The organism is Pantoea dispersa (assembly GCF_019890955.1).
GTDB classification, from domain to species: Bacteria; Pseudomonadota; Gammaproteobacteria; order Enterobacterales; family Enterobacteriaceae; genus Pantoea; species Pantoea dispersa.
Genome location: NZ_CP082346.1, coordinates 71,953 through 91,794, shown reverse-complemented (window position 1 = coordinate 91,794; position 19,842 = coordinate 71,953). Strand labels below are relative to the sequence as shown.

The following is a 19,842-nucleotide window of genomic DNA, read 5'->3' as shown; positions in this document are numbered from 1 at the left end:
AGCAGATTCTGAAGGCAGACTGTGCTGGTCAAAGTTCCAGCCCTTGAGTAACATGACGCATTCCTTGCCGGGCAAAATTAACACCCCATTTACACGCCCAGTGGCATTTTTTTGAAGGGTATCAGAACGAAAGTGGCACAGAGAGATTACGTAGGCCGCGGGCGTTCAACAGGGACGCGTCGCAAAAAACCCGCAGGCCGCAGCAAGAAAAGCAAAGGCGGCTCCGGCACTTCAAAGCTGATGATAGTACTGGCCGTGGCAGTGCTGGTGACCTTTGCCGGTGGTTTATGGTTCATCTCGCATCACAAAAAAGAAGAAACACCGGTGATTCCGAATCATAAAGCCAACGGTAATGGCCTGCCGCCGAAGCCGGAAGAGCGCTGGAAGTACATCAAAGAGCTGGAAAATCGTCAGGTGACCGTGCCGTCGCCCACCGAGCCGTCTGCCGGTGGCGAAATCAAGTCGCAAACTCAGCTGACCGACGAACAGCGTCAGCTGCTGGAGCAGATGCAGGCCGATATGCGCCAGCAGCCAACCCAGCTGAATGAAGTGCCGTGGAACGAACAAACCCCGGCTCAGCGCCAGCAAACGCTGCAGCGTCAGCAGCAGGCACAACAGCAACAACAGCAACAACAGCAGATGCAGCGTCAGCAACAGCAGTTACAGCAGCAGCAGCGTCAGCAACAGTTGCAGCAGCAGCGCCAGCAGGAATTGCAGCAGCAGGCGGCACGCCAGCAGCAACAACAGGCCGCGCCGATCACTCGCGAGCCGGCGAAGCCGCAGGAGAGCGCCAAAGCCAAAACGGAAGAGAAAGCGAGCACCCAGCGCTGGATGGTGCAGTGTGGCTCGTTTAAAGGTACCGATCAGGCGGAATCGGTACGCGCCGGTCTGGCGTTTGAAGGTTTCGAAAGCCGCATCACGACTGGCGGCGGCTGGAATCGCGTGGTGATTGGGCCGTTTAAAGACCGCAGCAGCGCAGACAGCACCGTGAAGCGCCTGCACAGCTCCGGCCACAGCAGCTGTATCCCGCTCGCCCTGCCTTAACCCTCCCTGCTCGCCCCCGGCAATTTGCAGCATCAGATATTGCCGGGGGTTGAAACCCCACAGGATTACCCCATATCTGGTTGCATGATACGCCGCGCCCGCTGCGCGGTGTCTTTTTTCCACTGCAACAAGGGGTCTGCCCGTGACAACAATAGTAAGTGTACGACGCAACGGCCGGGTCGTGATCGGCGGTGATGGCCAGGCGACGCTCGGCAATACCGTAATGAAAGGCAATGTTAAAAAGGTGCGTCGTCTTTACAACGACAAAGTGATCGCGGGCTTTGCTGGCGGCACCGCAGATGCCTTTACCCTGTTTGAACTGTTCGAACGTAAACTGGAGATGCATCAGGGCCATCTGGTGAAAGCCGCGGTCGAACTGGCGAAAGACTGGCGTACTGACCGGATGCTGCGCCGCCTTGAAGCGCTGCTGGCGGTTGCCGATGAGAACTCCTCGCTGATCATCAGCGGTAACGGTGACGTGATTCAGCCGGAAAATGACCTGATTGCCATCGGTTCCGGCGGGCCTTACGCCCAGGCAGCCGCCCGCGCGCTGCTGGAGAACACGGAGATGGGTGCGCACGATATCGTAGCCAAAGCGCTGAATATCGCCGGTGATATCTGCATCTACACCAACCACAACATTAACTACGAAGAATTACCGTCTAAGGCGTAAGGACCAAAACCATGTCTGAGATGACTCCACGCGAGATTGTCAGCGAGCTTAACCGCTTCATCATCGGCCAGGACGGCGCCAAAAAAGCGGTCGCCATTGCGCTGCGTAACCGCTGGCGCCGCATGCAGCTTGACGAAGAGCTGCGCCATGAAGTGACCCCAAAAAATATCCTGATGATCGGCCCAACCGGCGTCGGTAAAACCGAAATCGCCCGCCGTCTGGCGAAGCTGGCCAATGCGCCGTTCATCAAAGTTGAAGCCACTAAATTCACCGAAGTGGGCTATGTCGGGAAAGAAGTGGATTCGATTATTCGCGATCTGACGGACTCCGCCATCAAGATGGTGCGCAGCCAGGCGATCGAGAAAAACAAATACCGTGCCGAAGAGATGGCAGAAGATCGCATTCTGGATGTGCTGATCCCGCCAGCGAAAAACAACTGGGGCCAGCCGGAGCAGAGCGCTGAGCCGTCTGCTGCGCGCCAGTCGTTCCGCAAAAAACTGCGCGAAGGCCAGCTGGATGACAAAGAGATTGAGATCGATCTGGCTGCTGCACCGATGGGCGTTGAAATCATGGCGCCTCCGGGCATGGAAGAGATGACCAGCCAGCTGCAGTCGATGTTCCAGAACCTCGGCGGCCAGAAGCAGAAACCGCGTAAGCTGAAAATCAAAGATGCGATGAAGCTGCTGATTGAAGAAGAAGCGGCCAAGCTGGTGAACCCGGAAGAGCTGAAGCAGGACGCCATCGACGCGGTTGAACAGCACGGTATCGTGTTCATCGACGAAATCGACAAAATCTGTAAGCGCGGCGGCCAGTCGTCGGGCCCGGATGTGTCACGTGAAGGCGTACAGCGCGATCTGCTGCCGCTGGTGGAAGGCTGCACCGTGTCCACCAAACACGGCATGGTCAAAACCGACCATATCCTGTTTATCGCCTCCGGTGCGTTCCAGGTGGCCAGCCCGTCGGATCTGATTCCGGAGCTGCAGGGTCGTCTGCCGATTCGCGTTGAGCTGCAGGCGCTGACGGTCAATGATTTCGAACGCATCCTGACCGAGCCGAACGCGTCCGTGACCGTACAGTACAAAGCGCTGATGGGCACCGAAGGCGTTAACGTTGAATTCACCGAAGACGGCATTCGTCGCATCGCCGAAGCGGCGTGGCAGGTGAACGAAACCACCGAGAACATCGGTGCACGTCGTCTGCACACCGTGCTGGAGCGTCTGATGGAAGACATCTCCTATGACGCCAGCGATCGCCACGGCGAATCGATCACCATCGATGCCGAATACGTTGGTCAGCATCTGGATGAACTGGTGGCCGACGAAGATCTCAGCCGCTTCATTCTGTAATTCCAGTCAATACCCAGCCTTGCGCTGGGTATTTTTTTGCCTGCCCGCCCGCTGCACCCGATTATCCCGTTGCCTCTGTTGTCGCTGCGCTGCAAAAGCGGGCGGATTTGATGTATCCTTAGCCTGTTTTCCTTAATGAGTTTTCCCAATGAAAGAACAAGAAAAAGCCGAGATTAAACGTCTCAGCGACCAGCTGGACGCGCTGAATCGCAAAGAACCGCAGCTGCTGGAAGCGGGCGATGCCGAAAAGCTTGGCGCGCTGCTGAAAGAGAAAGAGACGCTGGTGCAGGAGATTGAGCGTCTGCGCAACGTGCGCGAAGAGAAACTGAGCAAAGAAGCCCAGCAGCTGAAAAAGCTGCCGTTCAGCCGTGAAATCACCAAAAAAGAGCAGGCGAACATGGGCGCGCTGAAGAAAAGCGTGCGCGGCCTGGTGGTGGTACACCCGATGACCGCGCTGGGACGCGAGATGGGGCTGAAGGTGATGACCGGCTACGCGAAGCAGCCGTTCTGATTACCGTTACGCGGCGTGGGCCACGTCGCGTTCTGCCCCGGCAGCCTGCAGCACCTGCTGCGCCAGCGTATCCAGCAAGGCATAGCGGCGGCGATACTCCGCGCGCTTCTTGCTGGCAATCTCTTCCAGATCTTTACGTGCCATGCTCAGCGGCAGCGTAAACAGCTCATCACCCCGCATTTCCCCGCCCAGTGACAGCCAGAACTCGCTATAGCTGGCAAAGAATTTATCACCTTTGCTGTGACGGTAGCGCAGACTGCGGAAAACATGGGTGGTATCGCCGACGGCGGTAATGGCCTCTACGCCGCACTGTGCCGCCAGAATAAATACTGCTTCCATCAGCAGACGCTTGGGAAATACGCCGTGCGCGGCTTTGGTGGCATCGCGAATAACGTCACTGGAAATATGTTTCCGCGGCCCCTGCAAGCCCCCAATTAATAGCGTGCGCTGCTGCTGTTCCTGAATAATAGAGAATGACAGCGAGGCCAGCGTCATATCCTGATAATTAAGCAGCAGCGTAATTTCCCCTTCCCGGTCGTAATGGCCGGAGCAGCAATAAATCGCAAACTGCTCCTCGTTTTTGCCGGTGAAACGGGCAAGGAGATTACCGCTCGGGCTCAGCAGCAACTGGCGCAGCTGATTATTCGCCAGCCGATCCATTAATTGATAATGATCGAGAATCGCCTGCGCACGCTGCGCCACGCTGAAACCTGCGCGCAAATACGGGCGATGCGGCTTAGCCGGCAGTAAGCCCTGGCTGTTTAACAGCTGCGGCAGAAAAGAGAGTTTGGCCAGCTGATGGAGATAATTAAAGGTAGTCAGTGGAAATACCGCTGACCTTAAGGCAAATTTCAGGCGAAATTGCTGGCTATTCCACAGCTTATTTGGCCGCAGCTTTCCACTGACTAAAGGTATAAACAGCGCGGCCGACGAAACGGAGTCCGGCTCAGAATGTGTAATAATAGACATGATTATTTTTACGTCGCGAGATAACTGAAGGCTACTGTATGCCCCAAATTATCAACGGCGCGTTAATAACCACTTTAGCCTGGTCATGACGTGGAGTTTGTTGAGCTGCGGTTTAGGATGGCGATAAAAAAACCGGTGCACGCAGGCACCGGTTATTCACATAGCGTAAGCCAGAACTTATTTTGCCGAGGCGAAACGTGCCGCTGCTTCGTCCCAGTTCACCACGTTCCAGAACGCTTTGATGTAGTCAGGGCGCTTGTTCTGATACTTCAGATAGTAAGCGTGCTCCCACACATCCAGACCGATGATTGGGAAACCAGACACGCCAGCGATGGCTTCGCCCATCAGCGGGTTGTCCTGGTTAGCGGTTGAAACGACCGCCAGCTTGTCGCCTTTTTTCACCAGCCACGCCCAGCCAGAGCCAAAACGGGTCGCAGCCGCTTTCTCGAACTCTTCCTGGAATTTCTCAACGCTACCGAAATCTTTTTCGATTGCTGCTTTCAGGTCGCCCTGCAGCGTGGTGCCGGTTTTCAGGCCTTTCCAGAACAGGCTGTGGTTAGCGTGGCCGCCAGCGTTGTTACGCAGTGGGCCTTTTTTGTCTGCTGGCAGCTGATCCAGTTTGGTGATCAGTTCATCAACCGGCAGGTTTGCGAATTCGGTACCTTCCAGCGCCGCGTTGGCGTTGTTAACGTAGGTCTGGTGATGTTTAGTGTGATGGATTTCCATCGTCTGCTTGTCGAAGTGCGGTTCCAGTGCGTCGTAGGCGTACGGCAGGGATGGCAGTGAATAACTCATGTTCTTCCTCTCCATTTAGTGTTTGGCAGCACAACCTTGCTGGTGTGCCGCATAAGCAGTCGGATCATTATAGTTAAAATCATGATCCGGAAAAGGGTTATCAATGCCTTAGTAATGATAAGGATTTGATCAATCTGGCAAAAGGTGCGCACACACGGCTACACCTTGTGCGTACTGGCGCGCAGCTTAAGCTGCACCGGCAGCTCATTGATGGCAGGCGGCTCGTCGCCGTTGAGTGCCGCCAGCAGGCGTTTACCGGCCATGCGCCCCATCTCCTCGTACGGCAGCACAATGCTGGTCAGCGGCGGCGAACATACCGCCGCCAGCGGGCCACCGCCGATGCTGGCAATCGCCAGCTGGCTGGGCACCGAGACGCCGGCTGCGTGACAGGCCATGATGGCGCCGCACGCCACTTCATCGCTGGTACAGATCAGGACGTCCAGTTCCGGCCAGGTGAGACGGATCTCTGCCAGCAGGCTGTGGCCGGCGGCAAAGGTGGGCATTTTTGGTGAGGTCACCACGCGGTGCGGTGCCAGATTCAGCGCCAGCATCCCGCTGTGCCAGCCATTGAGCAGCTGACGGAAAATAGTGCTATGCGTTTGTGTGCACAGCAGGCCGGGATGGCGATAGCCGCGCTCCACCAGGCTGTTTACCAGCTGACGAATGGCTTTCGCATAGTCCACGCCGATGCTGATGCCGGCAGAATCCTGATGCACGCCGCCGATGTCCATCACCGGCAGGCCGGAGTTGCTCAGCAGGCGCTGCGCTTCGGCGGCATTGTCGAAATTGAAGTGCACCATCGCGGCCGGGTTGTAAGAGAGTAGCATCTCAATCAGCTCGCTCTCCTCCGCCGCCGAGTGATTGGCTTCGGCCAGCATCATGTTATAGCCCTGCGGCCGCAGCACCTCCTGCAGCGCCTCTGACACAATCGCGCTGCCCGGCGTAGCAAAAGAAGGTACCACCATGGTGATCAGCCGCGACGAGGCCGACGCCAGATTACGCGCCTGCACGTTGGGCACATAGGCCAGTTCCGCGACGGCCGCGTCGATCCTTGCGCGAATTTCGGGCGACACTTTCTCCGGCATACGCAAAGCGCGCGACGCCGTCATGGCGCTGACACCGACCAAACGGGCAACATCGGCCAGCGTGCTTTTGCCGGTACTGCGCCGTCGTTTTTCTGTCATGCGTTCTCCTGTCTCTACCCTGCTGGTTCCGGGTAGCGCTCGATTTATCCGCACGCAGCTTAAAACCAAAAGCAAATTGGTGCCATGTTAAAAACCACAGAATCGGGCATGTCTCATTGGCTGCGTGATTTTCGCTGGCCTGAGCATGTCACCCCGGTCTCAGCGTGACAAACCGCGCGCGCAAAAATGTTATCGCTAACACAGTTTTTAACATCATTCGTGTTAGCGCTAACTTTTGCGAGCAACATCACAGAACCCAGGCGATAAAATCACCTACAGTGCACCGCATCGACGAATAAACAGGAATTACTGATGCTCACTCAATGGCTGACACCGCAACATATCCGGGTAATAGACGACGTTAGCGACTGGCAGGAAGCGGTGCGTTTATCGGCCGAGCCGCTGCTGGCGGAGGGGGCAATTACCCCGGCTTACCTGGATGCGATCTTTACGTCGCACGCTGAGCTGGGGCCCTATTATGTGCTGGCGCCGGGTCTGGCGATGCCACATGCGCGTCCGGAACAGGGTGCGCGCAAAAACGGCCTGTCGCTGCTGCACGTAAAACAAGGTGTGAATTTTGCCGCCGATGAAAACGACCCGGTGTTTGTCGTTATTATGCTGTGCGCCCTGTCTGGCGACGATCATATTCAGATGATCACCGCGCTGGCTGAGGTGTTCAGCGACGAATCCCGCCTGCAGCAGTTGCTGTCGGCATCGACCCTGCCAGCGATTGAAGCTGTCATTAAAGATTAATCACCAGAGAAACCTGAAAATGAAAAAAGTACTGATTGTGTGTGGAAACGGTTTAGGCAGCAGCTTCATTGTGGAAATGAACGTGAAGAAAATTATTAAGGAGCTGGGTAAAGAGGCTGAAGTGGGTCATACCGATTTAACCTCTGCCAAATCTGAGCAGGCCGATATTATCATCAGCGCTAAAGATATCGCTGACCAGCTGTCGAGCCACAGCGCACAGGTATTTGGCCTGAGCAATTTACTGGATAACGCCAGAATTAAAGAAATTCTCGCCGACAACCTGTAATTGACCCGACGAAATTTACTCACACGGAGTAATTTATGCTGCAGTTTATAATTAAGGATGTTCTTGGAACACCCGCTATACTTGTCGGCCTTTTTTCCCTGATTGGTTTATTACTGCAAAAGAAACCGGTATCCGATGTCATTTCCGGTACGCTAAAAACCATCATGGGTTTTGTTATTCTTATCGCCGGGGCCAACTTAATTGCGGCCACCCTGACCATCTTCAGCCAGCTATTCGAGCACTCGTTCAATATTCAGGGCGTGGTGCCGAATACCGATGCGATGGCCGCGCTGGCACAGAAAAACTACGGTACCGAAACCGCGATGATCATGGTGTTCGGTATGCTGGTGAATATTGTGCTGGCGCGCATCACGCCGCTGAAATACATCTTCCTGACCGGGCACCATACGCTGTATATGTCGGCCATGCTGGCGGTGATCCTGTCGGTGGGCGGCGTGCACGGCTTCTGGCTGGTGCTGATCGGCTCGCTGATCCTCGGCACCATGATGGTGGTATGTCCGGCGATTCTGCAGCCGTTCACCCGCAAAATCACCAACTCGGACGATCTGGCGCTGGGCCACTTTGGCTCCACCGGCTACCTGTTGTCAGCGCTGGTCGGCAAAGCGGTGGGCAAAGGCAGCCCGTCAATTGAAGAGCTGAAAGTACCGAAAACCCTCAACTTCCTGCGCGACTCGTCCGTGGCAATTTCGCTGACCATGATGATTCTGTTTGTCGCGCTGGTGCTGGTTGCCGGTAAAGAGTTTACCGAAAGCCAGGTGAGCGGCGGCCAGAACTTCATCGTCTTTGCCATTATCCAGTCAATCACCTTTGCTGCGGGTGTTTACATCATTCTTGCCGGTGTACGCATGGTGATTGCCGAGATCGTCCCGGCGTTCAAAGGCATCGCCGATAAACTGGTGCCAAACGCAAAACCGGCGCTGGATTGCCCGACGGTCTTCCCGTTCGCGCCGAACGCCGTGATCATCGGCTTCCTGTGCAGCTTCGCCGCCGGGCTGATCAGCATGTTCCTGTGTCCGCTGTTCGGTCTGAGCGTGATTGTGCCGGGTCTGGTGCCGCACTTCTTCTGCGGCGCGACCGCTGGCGTCTACGGCAATATCACCGGCGGACGGCGCGGCGCCATCATCGGTTCCTTTGTCCAGGGGCTGCTGATCTCCTTCCTGCCCGCCATTCTGCTGCCGCTGATGGGTGACCTTGGCTTCGCGTCCACCACCTTTGGTGATGCGGACTTCGGTATCGTCGGCATTGTGCTCGGCCATATTATTTCGTTCTTCCATTGATGTCACAGACAGCGCCTGCGGGCGCTGTTTGCGTAATGAGGAAATCAGCATGAACGCCCGCTTTTCACCGTCCCTGATGTGCATGGATTTGACCCGCTTCCGCGAGCAGATCGAAGCGATGAACGCCAGCGCCTCGTTCTATCATGTCGATATTATGGATGGCAGCTATGTTAAGAATATTACGCTGTCGCCGTTCTTTATTGAGAACCTGCGTAAAATTACCGATGTGCCGATTGATGTGCATTTAATGGTGAACCACCCGGAAGATATTATTCCGATGTGCATTGACGCCGGCGCGGATATTATCAGCTTCCATCCGGAGACGGCGAATAACAAAATTTTCCGTTTGCTGACGCAAATTAAAGAGGCCGGCCGTCGCTGCGGCGTGGTGCTGAATCCGGCGACGCCAGCCGACAGCATTCGTGAATATGCGCATCTGCTGGATAAAGTGACGGTGATGTCCGTCGATCCCGGTTTCGCCGGGCAGAAATTTATTCCGGAAACCCTGAACAAAATTCGCCAGCTGATCGCCATGCGGGAAACGCACGGTTATCACTATCTGACCGAAATCGATGGGTCGTGCAACGCGCGCACCTTTAAGCAGATTGCCGCCTCGGGCGTCGACGTGTTTATTGTCGGCACCTCCGGCCTGTTCAATCTTGACGATGATGTGGCGCAGGCGTGGCAGAAGATGGAGCAGATTTTTGCGCAGGAAACTGCCGCGGCGTGATGTCCTTTCGCGCCCTGCCAGATGCGCATCAACGCGCATCTGGCACATTATGCTGTCGGGTTGCCATTCATGGCGACCTGATATCTGAGTAATTAACGCCCCAGCTCGGTCAGCGACTTATCCAGCGCTCCCACCAGCCAGTCGATATCACCGCTCTGGAACGCCAGCGGCGGACGCAGTTTCAGCACGTTGCCGTACGGCCCGGCCACCGACGTCAGCACATGGTGATCGCGCAGCTTCTCGATCAAATCCAGCGCCAGCGCTTTGTCCGGCGTCTTACTGCTGCGATCCTGTACCAGCTCAAACCCAATAAACAGCCCGGCACCGCGCACATCACCAATGCAGTCATGGCGATCCATCAGCTTCTGCAGCTCCGCCAGCAGCTGGGCGCCGACCACGCGGCTATGCTCCTGCAGCCCCTCTTCCTGAATCACCGTCAGCACCGCCTGCGCAGCGGCCATCGCCACCGGATTGCCGCCGAAAGTATTGAAATAAGGGATCTCATCGCTGAACGCGGCCAGCACGTCGCTTTTCGCCAGCAGGCCGGAAACCGGAATACCGTTGCCCATCGGCTTACCGGTGGTGACCACATCCGGCACCACGCCGTGACGGGCAAAGCCCCAGAAGGCATCGCCGGTACGGGCAAAGCCGGGCTGCACTTCATCAGCGATAAAAATGCCGCCGTTAGCATGCACCACATCCACCGCTTGCTGCAGGAATCCGCGCGGATTAGGCAGCACGCCGTCGGAGGAGAAGATCGAGTCGGCGAGGAAACCGGCGAATTTAATGCCGTGCGCTTTCATGTCATCAATCTGCTGCTGAATCTGATCGGCAAACCATGCCCCGAGGTCGGGCGCATCGACACGATAAGCATCCGGCGGTGGCACCAGGCGAGTGGTCGCGGCCAGCGGCTGACCGCTACCCAGCGCCGGTGACGCACCAGAGGTCAAATCACTGGTACCGTGGTACGCCTCCTGCGAGACAATAATACCGGTGCCACCGCTCCAGGCGCGCGCCACGCGAATCGCCAAATCGTTGGCTTCTGAGCCGGTACACATATACATGGCGCGATCGATGGCTTCCGGCGTGGTCGCCAGCAACGCTTCGCTGTAATCAAGAATGCGCTCGTGCAGATAACGCGTGTGCGTGTTCAGCATCTTCATCTGCTGATTCACTGCCTCAATGACCGCCGGATGGCAGTGGCCGATACTCGCCACATTGTTATACACATCCAGATATTTGTTACCCGCCGCATCCCATAAATACTGCCCTTCGCCGCGCACCAGATGCACCGGCTTGCGATAAAACAGACGATACGATTCGCCCAGCACTTTGCTGCGCTTGTCCGTCAGAGTGCGGGTGGCCGGATCCAGCGCGTCGGCGTGTTCGGCGCGAAAACTGTTGGTATCCATGATGGTGGAACGTGTAACCATGGTAACTCCCGTTGCGAAGGTGAAAGGGGTGTTTGCAGCCTGATCTCTGCGAACATCATGCCTGCTTTAGTGAAAAATGCAACCAAATACACAAATACAACCAAATACACATGACGCCACGATGACACTCAGGTAAGCTTAGGCCCAGCTTCGCTCTGCCACAGGGAAACGTCATGCTGCAGGAAACCCGTTTACATCGCATCCGCGCGCTGCTCAGTACGCAACATCAGCTCAGCACTGAACGCATCATCAAAGAGCTGGGTATTTCGCGGGAAACGGCACGGCGCGATATCATTTCGCTTGAGGCGCAGGGGCTGGCGCGCCGCGTACATGGCGGTCTGGTGGCGCTGGAGAGCCCGCCGGAGCCACCGCTGCAGGTGCGTCGTAACGCACAGGCCAGAGAGAAACGTGCGATTGCCGCCGCGGCGGTACAACATCTGCAACCCGGCCAGACGCTGTTCCTCGATGCCGGCACCACCACCACGCTGCTGGCTGAAGAGCTGCGCACCATGTCCGGCCTGACCATCATCACCAACAGTCTGCAGGCGGCACTGGCGCTTAGCGCGGCCGAAGAGCATGAAACCCTGAATAACCAGGTGCTGCTGCTGGGCGGCATGATGATGGCCGGCGCGCAGCAGACGCGGGGAGAAATGACGGTAGGGGAAATTTATCGATATCGCGCCGACGTGGCGCTGCTGTCACCGGTCGGCATCGACGCCCGAAACGGCGCCAGCAGCTTCCATCCGCATGAAGCCGCCATCGCGCACGCCATGGTACAGCAGGCCAGCCGCACCCTGCTGCTGGCGGATCACAGCAAACTCGGCGTGATCAGCCGTACCCAGTACGCCCCTGTCGGCGATATCGATCTGTTGATTTGCGACGGCGGTGCGGCAAAGCCCGGTGCGCTCAGCGCTCTGCAGCAGGCGTTAGCGGTGCAGGTGGTGTAAGGGACTGCCCGATGCACGGTCACCGTACTGACGGCACAGTGACCTCATCGATTATGGCTGAACCAGCGTGTGGATTTTTTGGCTTATTTTCTCAACCAGCCGTCCGTCATTTTTAAAAACAAACTCATCGGAAAATATCTGATGGCCGTTACTGTAGCCAGGCGACCACAGCTGATTATTTTTCAGTGAGTCCTGATAGATGCCAACCAGGGCTTTGTTATAAGCCGCCGAGATATGCACCACGGCGGTATCGGGAGTAATCACGCAATCACTTTTCTTAACCGCAGCGAAAGCGTGATACAGCGAGGGAACGCGGTATAACTTCGCGGGGTGCAGCGATGCCTGTTCCAGCGCGCCTTTGTGATCGAGCACCACGATATTGGTGGCCGCATTGTGCCTGACAATCGCCCCGATTAGCTCATTCAGCTGCTGCTCAGAGAGGTCACGATCGGCATGACTGGCATAAATATTGATTAAAATATTGTGCTCATCAGCGGAAAACATGCCGGACTGGTGAATTTCGGCATCAATGCGCTCAGGGTAAAATATTTCATAATTCAGCCCACCAACCGCCTCAACCTGAAGATAGTCAAGAACCGCACGATAGATATTTTTAACGTGGTTATTAAGGTGATCGAACTGAATGTTGATATCGTAAGGTTTAAGCCAGCCAGGCTTGTTAAAACCCAGCGTCATTTTAGGATTGATATCGGCAATCATTTTGGGCATATACAGCGCGGTTTGCCAGATAGCCGTATCGATCAATAAATCGTAAGCATTGTCTCTCAGGAGGGTAACGACCTCACTCCCGATGGCGGTGTCATATTTATCGCGCTGATGACAATCGCTGAAACTGTCCGAGAGATAGATGTTGTGAATATACGGATTATGTCGGAAAATGCTCTCATTCTCCTTTACCGCCAGAATATCTACACGATACCCGGCTTCAAACAGCGCTCTGAGAAAACACGTAGAAACAATGGCATCACCGATTTTACCTTCATTGCGAACCAGCAGAATGGATTTGATATCCTCACAATTCTGTTTGTGGCCTGTAGACTTTTTCCATTTCCTTGCTGCAAAATAAAGATCAAGAGAATATTTAATCTCTTTCTTTAAATAATTACGCCTGCGATTCAGCTGCCGCAGCTTTTTAATTAAAGCCATAATGGATATATTATTATTGATTGAGACGTTAATGATAGCGCATCAACTTCTTCATTCCTATCAAAAAGAATGTCACATTAAAAACTATTGCATGCATATTATTTAGCAGGCTAACCAGAAAAAGCGCAGCGTAATAAAAGATTGCCTGACACCTCCCGGTACGCTGCACGCCGCGAACGATGAAATTCCCGGCATGTATCGCACATCAACCGTTAATCAGACGCTGCGGATGGCTGTACACCGTGGCGCGTCCCGGTTTAGAAAAACCGACCAGCGTCAGGTTACAGCGCTCGGCCACCTCAACGGCCAGCTGGGTGGCGGCCGAGACGGCAAACAGGATCTCTACGCCGCACATGGCAGATTTTTGCACCATCTCATAGCTGGCGCGGCTGGAAACCAGCAGAGCGCCCTGCTGCCAGTGCTGCTGGCTGCGCTGCCCCAGCAGCTTATCCAGCGCCACGTGGCGACCCACGTCTTCGCAGCCGCCCTGCAGTTCGCCCTGCGGCGACATCCACGCGGCGGCGTGCGTACAGCCGGTCAGATTGCCGATGGGCTGGAAATCGCGCAGCTGTGCCAGCCCGTTATCAAGGCAGGCCAGATCGAAGGTCTGCGTAAACGGCAGCGGCTGCACCGGCTTGCCGATTTGATCCAGCTGCTCCACCCCGCACACGCCGCAACCGGTGCGGCCCGCCATGGCGCGACGCTGCGCCTTTAGCGCCATAAAACGCCGGCTGGAGAGTTCGATCTGCACTTCGAACCCATTGCAGCCCGGCACCACATCCATGCCATAGATCTCGCCGGGTTGCTCAATAATGCCTTCGGAGAGCGAAAAACCGAGCGCAAAAGCCTGCAGATTATCCGGCGTCGCCATCATCACCACGTGTGAAATGCCGTTGTAGACCAGCGCCACCGGCACTTCCTGCGCCAGCCAGTCGCTTTCCGCTTCGGTAATCGCGTGGCGCTGCCATACGGTGGTCTGGCTCAGTCCTGCGATCTCATTCACATTCTGGTTACTTTTTTGCTGTTTCGCTTTCACTTCTCTCGTCTCGCATAACAACCACATTAAAGTAGTGGTAATATCAGGTCGCTTTTGACGCAATCCTGCGTGGAGCCATTCTGAACCCCGGCTCCATCCAGCGCAAAAAAATTATTACAGCAATGTCGACTCAAGGATTACCCATGAACGTCAGCCGAAGAAAATTCTTCAAGATCTGCGCTGGCGGTATGGCAGGAACCACGGCAGCACTGCTCGGCTTTACGCCGGAAGCCGCGCTGGCGGAAACACGGCAGTATAAGTTGCTGCGTGCCCGCGAAACCCGTAATACCTGCACTTACTGCTCAGTCGGCTGTGGCCTGTTAATGTACAGCCTCGGCGATGGCGCGAAAAACGCCAAAGAGACCATTTTCCACATCGAAGGGGATCCGGACCATCCGGTGAGCCGCGGCGCGCTCTGTCCGAAAGGCGCGGGCCTGCTTGATTTTGTCCACAGCGACAGCCGTCTGAAATATCCGGAATACCGTGCGCCAGGCTCCGACAAATGGCAGCGCATCAGCTGGGATGACGCCTTTACGCGCATCGCGCAGCTGATGAAAGCCGATCGCGACGCCAACTTTATCGCGCAGAACGCCGCCGGCGTGACGGTAAACCGCTGGCTCTCCACCGGCATGCTGTGCGCTTCGGCCTCCAGCAACGAAACCGGCTACTTAACGCAAAAATTTACCCGATCGCTCGGTATGCTGGCGGTCGACAACCAGGCACGCGTCTGACACGGACCAACGGTAGCAAGTCTTGCTCCAACATTTGGTCGCGGTGCGATGACCAACCACTGGGTCGACATCCGTAATGCCAATCTGGTTGTGGTGATGGGCGGAAACGCTGCTGAGGCGCATCCGGTCGGTTTCCGCTGGGCAATGGAAGCCAAAATTCACAACAAAGCCAAACTGATTGTTATCGATCCGCGCTTCACGCGCACGGCATCGGTGGCAGACTTTTACACGCCTATCCGCCCCGGCACCGACATTGCCTTCCTGTCGGGTGTGCTGCTGTGGCTGCTGCAGAATGACAAAATCCAGCATGAATATGTGCAGGCGTACACCAATGCCAGCCTGATCGTGCGGGAGGATTACCATTTCGACGATGGCCTGTTCAGCGGCTACGACGAAGCCAATCGCAAATATGACAAAACCAGCTGGAACTACGAGCTGGGCGACGACGGCTTTGCCAAACGCGATGACAGCCTGAGCCATCCGCGCTGCGTCTGGAATCTGCTGAAGCAGCACGTCAGCCGTTATACGCCGGAAATGGTCGAGCGCATCTGCGGCACGCCAAAAGCGGATTTCCTGCATGTCTGTGAGCTGATTGGCGAAACCAGCGCGCGCGACCGCACCACCTCGTTCCTGTATGCGCTGGGCTGGACACAGCACTCGGTCGGGGCGCAGAACATTCGCACCATGGCGATGATTCAGCTACTGCTGGGCAATATGGGGATGGCCGGCGGTGGCGTCAATGCGCTGCGCGGACACTCCAATATTCAGGGTCTGACCGATCTCGGCCTGCTGTCGCAAAGCCTGCCGGGCTATATGACGCTGCCGTCGGAAAAACAGACCGATCTCACCAGCTATCTGGCGGCGAACACGCCGAAGCCGACGCTGCCGGGCCAGGTGAATTACTGGGGCAACTACCCGAAATTCTTCGTCAGCATGATGAAAGCCTTCTTTGGCGATAAAGCGCAGGCGGAGAACAGCTGGGGCTTTGACTGGCTGCCGAAGTGGGACAAAGGCTACGACGTGCTGCAGTACTTCGAGATGATGTCGCAGGGCAAGGTAAACGGCTATCTGTGCCAGGGCTTTAACCCGGTGGCGTCGTTCCCGAACAAGCGCAAAGTGATCGATTCGCTGTCGAAGCTGAAGTTCCTCGTCACCATCGACCCGCTCAACACCGAAACCTCGACCTTCTGGCAAAACCACGGCGAGTTTAACGATGTCGATCCGGCGCAGATTCAGACCGAAGTGTTCCGTCTGCCGTCGACCTGCTTTGCCGAGGAGAACGGCTCAATCGTCAACTCCGGCCGCTGGCTGCAGTGGCACTGGAAAGGTCAGGATGCGCCGGGCGAAGCGCTCAACGACGGTGAAATTCTCTCCGGTATCTATCTGCGACTGCGTGAGATGTATGCGCGTGAAGGCGGTGCACAGCCAGAGCCGGTGCTGAACATGACCTGGAACTACCTGACGCCCGACAATCCGGCCTCGGAAGAGGTGGCGATGGAGAGCAACGGCAAGGCGCTGGCGGACATCTACGATGACAAAGGCACGCTGCTGGTGAAAAAAGGCCAGCAGCTCAGCACCTTTGCCCATCTGAAAGATGACGGCAGCACCAGCAGCGGCTGCTGGATTTTCGCCGGTAGCTGGACACCGGACGGTAACCAGATGGCGCGCCGCGATAACACCGATCCGAGCGGGCTGGGCAATACGCTGAACTGGAGCTGGGCGTGGCCGCTGAACCGCCGCATCCTGTATAACCGCGCCTCCGCCGACCCGCAGGGCAACCCGTGGGATCCGAAACGCCAGATCCTCAAATGGGATGGCAGCAAGTGGGGCGGTATGGATATTCCGGACTACAGCACGGCCGCACCGGGCAGTAACGTCGGGCCGTTTATCATGCAGCCGGAAGGCATGGGCCGCCTGTTCGCCATCGACAAAATGGCAGAAGGACCGTTCCCGGAGCACTACGAGCCGTTTGAAACGCCGCTTGGCACCAACCCGCTGCATCCTGACGTGGTCTCCAACCCGGCCGCGCGCGTGTTCAAAGACGATCTGGCGGCGATGGGCAAAGCGGAGCAGTTCCCGTATGTCGGCACCACGTATCGTCTGACCGAGCATTTCCACTACTGGACCAAACACGCGTTGCTTAACGCCATCGCGCAGCCGGAACAGTTTGTGGAGATTGGCGAGAAGCTGGCGAACAAGCTCGGCATCGCTCAGGGCGACACGGTGAAGGTGAGCTCCAACCGCGGCTATATTAAAGCCAAAGCGGTGGTCACCAAGCGTCTGCGTCCGCTCAACGTCGATGGCAAAACTGTCGATACCATTGGCATCCCGATTCACTGGGGCTATCAGGGCGTGGCGAAAAAAGGCTTTATCGCCAATACCCTGACGCCGTTTGTCGGTGACGCCAACACGCAAACGCCGGAGTTTAAGGCATTCCTGGTTAACGTCGAGAAGGTGTAACGGAGAACGAAGATGGCTTATCAATCGCAAGACATTATCCGCCGCTCCGCCACCAATGGTTTCACGCCTGCCCCGCAGGCGCGTGACCATCAGCAGGAAGTGGCGAAACTGATCGACGTTACCACCTGCATCGGCTGTAAGGCGTGTCAGGTCGCGTGTTCAGAGTGGAACGACATTCGCGACGAGGTCGGTCATAACGTCGGGGTGTATGACAACCCGGCGGATTTGACCGCCAAATCCTGGACGGTGATGCGTTTCTCGGAAGTCGAGGAGAACGGCAAGCTGGAGTGGCTGATCCGCAAGGATGGCTGTATGCACTGCGCCGACCCCGGCTGCCTGAAAGCCTGTCCGTCGGAAGGCGCGATTATTCAGTACGCGAACGGGATCGTCGATTTTCAGTCGGAACAGTGCATTGGCTGCGGCTACTGCATCGCCGGCTGTCCGTTTGACGTGCCGCGGCTGAATAAAGACGACAACCGCGTGTATAAGTGCACGCTGTGCGTCGATCGCGTTAACGTCGGTCAGGAACCGGCGTGCGTGAAAACCTGTCCGACCGGGGCGATTCACTTCGGCAGCAAAAGCGATATGCAGCAGCTGGCTGCCGATCGCGTCGCTGAGCTGAACACGCGCGGCTATGCCAACGCCGGGCTGTACGATCCGGCTGGCGTCGGCGGCACGCACGTCATGTATGTGCTGCACCACGCCGACAAACCGCAGCTGTATCACGGCCTGCCGGCCAACCCGAGCATCAGCCCGGCGGTCACCTTCTGGAAAGGCGTCTGGAAACCGCTGGCTGCTATCGGCTTTGCCGCCACCTTCGCCGCCGCGGTGTTCCACTACGTTGGCGTCGGTCCGAACCGGGTGGAAGAGGACGACGACGAAAACCTGCATGAAAAAGAGGAGCGCGAATGATGAAAAAGCGCGATCGTCTGGTGCGCTACAGCGCGCCGGAACGCATCAATCACTGGATTGTCGCGTTCTGTTTTGTGTTTGCCGCGCTCAGCGGACTGGGTTTCTTTTTCCCGTCGTTTAACTGGCTGATGCACGTGCTCGGTACGCCACAGCTGGCGCGTATTCTGCACCCGTTCGTCGGCGTGGTGATGTTTGCAGCCTTTATTATCATGTTCTTACGCTACTGGAAGCACAATCTTATCCAGCGCGACGATCTGGTATGGGCAAAAAATATCCGCAAAATCGTGCGTAATGAAGAGGTGGGCGATACCGGGAAATACAACTTCGGGCAGAAGTGTGTGTTCTGGGCTGCTATCATCAGCTTAGTCTTGCTGCTGGCGAGCGGAATTGTCATCTGGCGCCCCTGGTTCGCCGGGTACTTCACCATTCCGCTGATTCGCGCCGCGCTGGTGGTGCATTCGGTCTCGGCTGTGGCACTGATCATGACGATTATGGTGCATATTTATGCCGCCCTGTGGGTGAAAGGCACCATTACCGCCATGGTTGAGGGCTGGGTACCGGCCGCGTGGGCGAAGAAACATCACCCACGCTGGTATCGCGAGCAGCGCCAACGCCAAACACAACAGGAAAAACGTCCCTGATGAGTATTCGCATCATCCCGCAGGAGCAGCTGGAGAAGAGCGAAAAGAACACGGCGGAGCAAGTTCCGCCGTTACTTTTCCCCCGGCTGAAAAATCTCTACAGCCGCCGTGCGGCGCGGTTGCGTGATCTGGCGGCGAAAAATCCGCTGGGCGACTACCTGCGTTTTGCCGCGGTGATCGCGCAGGCCCAGGAAATCGTGCTGTATGACCATCCGCTGCAGATCGATCTGCATCAGCGGCTGGCAGAGAGCGCGCAGCAGGGCAAACCGCCGCTGGATATCCACACTTATCCGCGCGATGTGCACTGGCAGCGGCTGCTGCATTCGCTGATCGCCGAGCTGAAGCCAGAGATGAGCGGCCAGGCGCTGGCGGTGCTGGAGAATCTGGAGAAGGCCTCGTCCACCGAGCTGGAAACCCTTGCCAGCGCGCTGCTGGAAGGCGAATTCGCCCAGGTCAGCAGTGATAAAGCCCCGTTCATCTGGGCGGCGCTGTCAATTTACTGGGCGCAGATGGCAGCGATGATCCCCGGCAAAGCGCGGGCCGAATATGGCGAGCACCGTCAGTTCTGCCCGGTGTGCGCCAGCGTGCCGGTCGCCAGCGTGGTGCACATGGACGTTGGCCAGCAGGGTCTGCGCTATCTGCACTGTAACCTGTGCGAAAGCGAGTGGTACGTGGTGCGCAGCAAGTGCTCGAACTGCGAGCAAACGCGCGATCTGCATTACTGGTCGCTGGATAGCGAGCAGGCCGCCGTGAAAGCCGAAAGCTGCGGCGACTGCGGTACCTATCTGAAGATGCTATACCAGGAGAAAGATCCGGCGCTGGAACCGGTGGCCGACGATCTCGCCTCGCTGGTGCTGGATGCCCGCATGGAGCAGGAAGGATTCGCGCGCAGCAGCCTGAATCCGTTTATGTTTCCCGGGGATTGA

19 protein-coding genes are annotated in these 19,842 nt (G+C 56.7%); 13 read left to right on the top strand and 6 right to left on the bottom strand.

Features of this window, described 5'->3' with window-relative positions; genetic code table 11:
- The first annotated feature begins 132 nt into the window (after positions 1 to 132).
- The 4 genes from ftsN (at position 133) to K7H94_RS00420 (ending at position 3,574) form a co-directional block, all read left to right on the top strand.
- The gene (gene ftsN, locus K7H94_RS00435) at positions 133 to 1,044 is read left to right on the top strand and encodes a cell division protein FtsN (RefSeq protein WP_222951488.1); all 912 of its coding nucleotides are present in this window, start codon (positions 133 to 135) and stop codon (positions 1,042 to 1,044) included.
- Positions 1,045 to 1,186: 142 nt separating this feature from the next.
- Positions 1,187 to 1,717: an ATP-dependent protease subunit HslV gene (gene hslV / locus K7H94_RS00430; protein WP_031279590.1), complete on the top strand. Its 531-nt coding sequence runs from the start codon at positions 1,187 to 1,189 to the stop codon at positions 1,715 to 1,717.
- Positions 1,718 to 1,728: 11 nt separating this feature from the next.
- Positions 1,729 to 3,063 carry an HslU--HslV peptidase ATPase subunit gene (hslU, locus tag K7H94_RS00425; RefSeq protein WP_021506842.1) on the top strand — a complete coding sequence of 445 codons (1,335 nt, stop codon included), beginning with the start codon at positions 1,729 to 1,731 and terminating at the stop codon, positions 3,061 to 3,063.
- 148 nt (positions 3,064 to 3,211) lie between these two features.
- Entirely contained in the window at positions 3,212 to 3,574 is a 363-nt protein-coding gene (locus K7H94_RS00420; protein WP_021506843.1) for a YibL family ribosome-associated protein, read from the top strand.
- 6 nt (positions 3,575 to 3,580) lie between these two features.
- On the opposite strand, the gene K7H94_RS00415 is transcribed toward K7H94_RS00420, so the two are convergent.
- From K7H94_RS00415 to K7H94_RS00405, 3 genes are all read right to left on the bottom strand, one after another.
- The gene (locus tag K7H94_RS00415) at positions 3,581 to 4,543 is read right to left on the bottom strand and encodes a VirK/YbjX family protein (RefSeq protein WP_222951487.1); all 963 of its coding nucleotides are present in this window, start codon (positions 4,541 to 4,543) and stop codon (positions 3,581 to 3,583) included.
- Positions 4,544 to 4,720: 177 nt separating this feature from the next.
- Positions 4,721 to 5,338 (bottom strand): superoxide dismutase [Mn], encoded by a 618-nt coding sequence (gene sodA / locus K7H94_RS00410; protein ID WP_021506845.1) that lies wholly within the window; start codon positions 5,336 to 5,338, stop codon positions 4,721 to 4,723.
- 158 nt (positions 5,339 to 5,496) lie between these two features.
- Entirely contained in the window at positions 5,497 to 6,522 is a 1,026-nt protein-coding gene (locus tag K7H94_RS00405; RefSeq protein ID WP_021506846.1) for a LacI family DNA-binding transcriptional regulator, read from the bottom strand.
- A 312-nt stretch (positions 6,523 to 6,834) separates the two neighbouring features.
- Between K7H94_RS00405 and K7H94_RS00400 the strand changes: the two genes are divergently transcribed.
- The 4 genes from K7H94_RS00400 to alsE are packed head-to-tail and all read left to right on the top strand — an operon-like array spanning position 6,835 to position 9,589.
- A complete protein-coding gene (locus K7H94_RS00400) occupies positions 6,835 to 7,275 on the top strand; it encodes a PTS sugar transporter subunit IIA (protein WP_021506847.1) in 441 nt (146 codons plus the stop codon).
- Positions 7,276 to 7,294: 19 nt separating this feature from the next.
- Complete coding sequence (locus K7H94_RS00395) at positions 7,295 to 7,561, top strand: PTS sugar transporter subunit IIB (protein ID WP_021313417.1); 267 nt, start codon at positions 7,295 to 7,297, stop codon at positions 7,559 to 7,561.
- A 35-nt stretch (positions 7,562 to 7,596) separates the two neighbouring features.
- Positions 7,597 to 8,859 (top strand): PTS ascorbate transporter subunit IIC, encoded by a 1,263-nt coding sequence (locus K7H94_RS00390; RefSeq protein ID WP_058758148.1) that lies wholly within the window; start codon positions 7,597 to 7,599, stop codon positions 8,857 to 8,859.
- Between the two features lie 49 nt (positions 8,860 to 8,908).
- Complete coding sequence (gene alsE / locus K7H94_RS00385; RefSeq protein ID WP_021506849.1) at positions 8,909 to 9,589, top strand: D-allulose 6-phosphate 3-epimerase; 681 nt, start codon at positions 8,909 to 8,911, stop codon at positions 9,587 to 9,589.
- Positions 9,590 to 9,681: 92 nt separating this feature from the next.
- On the opposite strand, the gene K7H94_RS00380 is transcribed toward alsE, so the two are convergent.
- Positions 9,682 to 11,022 carry an aspartate aminotransferase family protein gene (locus tag K7H94_RS00380; RefSeq protein ID WP_058758150.1) on the bottom strand — a complete coding sequence of 447 codons (1,341 nt, stop codon included), beginning with the start codon at positions 11,020 to 11,022 and terminating at the stop codon, positions 9,682 to 9,684.
- A 173-nt stretch (positions 11,023 to 11,195) separates the two neighbouring features.
- Between K7H94_RS00380 and K7H94_RS00375 the strand changes: the two genes are divergently transcribed.
- The gene (locus K7H94_RS00375; protein ID WP_088516188.1) at positions 11,196 to 11,969 is read left to right on the top strand and encodes a DeoR/GlpR family DNA-binding transcription regulator; all 774 of its coding nucleotides are present in this window, start codon (positions 11,196 to 11,198) and stop codon (positions 11,967 to 11,969) included.
- Between the two features lie 51 nt (positions 11,970 to 12,020).
- Here the strand turns inward: K7H94_RS00375 and K7H94_RS00370 are convergent, their stop codons facing one another.
- On the bottom strand, positions 12,021 to 13,136 hold the full coding sequence (locus K7H94_RS00370) for a glycosyltransferase family 9 protein (protein WP_222951486.1): 1,116 nt from the start codon (positions 13,134 to 13,136) through the stop codon (positions 12,021 to 12,023).
- 205 nt (positions 13,137 to 13,341) lie between these two features.
- Entirely contained in the window at positions 13,342 to 14,172 is an 831-nt protein-coding gene (fdhD, locus tag K7H94_RS00365; protein ID WP_222951485.1) for a formate dehydrogenase accessory sulfurtransferase FdhD, read from the bottom strand.
- Positions 14,173 to 14,315: 143 nt separating this feature from the next.
- Here fdhD and fdnG point away from each other — a divergent pair, with 143 nt between their 5' ends.
- The 4 genes from fdnG to fdhE are packed head-to-tail and all read left to right on the top strand — an operon-like array spanning position 14,316 to position 19,842.
- A complete protein-coding gene (gene fdnG / locus K7H94_RS00360; RefSeq protein WP_081049407.1) occupies positions 14,316 to 17,363 on the top strand; it encodes a formate dehydrogenase-N subunit alpha in 3,048 nt (1,015 codons plus the stop codon).
- Positions 17,364 to 17,375: 12 nt separating this feature from the next.
- Complete coding sequence (fdxH, locus tag K7H94_RS00355) at positions 17,376 to 18,275, top strand: formate dehydrogenase subunit beta (protein ID WP_021506856.1); 900 nt, start codon at positions 17,376 to 17,378, stop codon at positions 18,273 to 18,275.
- On the top strand, positions 18,275 to 18,916 hold the full coding sequence (gene fdoI / locus K7H94_RS00350) for a formate dehydrogenase cytochrome b556 subunit (protein WP_031279592.1): 642 nt from the start codon (positions 18,275 to 18,277) through the stop codon (positions 18,914 to 18,916). Before fdxH ends, fdoI begins: the two co-directional genes overlap by 1 nt.
- Entirely contained in the window at positions 18,916 to 19,842 is a 927-nt protein-coding gene (gene fdhE, locus K7H94_RS00345; protein WP_058770768.1) for a formate dehydrogenase accessory protein FdhE, read from the top strand. The genes fdoI and fdhE overlap by 1 nt, the downstream gene beginning before the upstream one ends.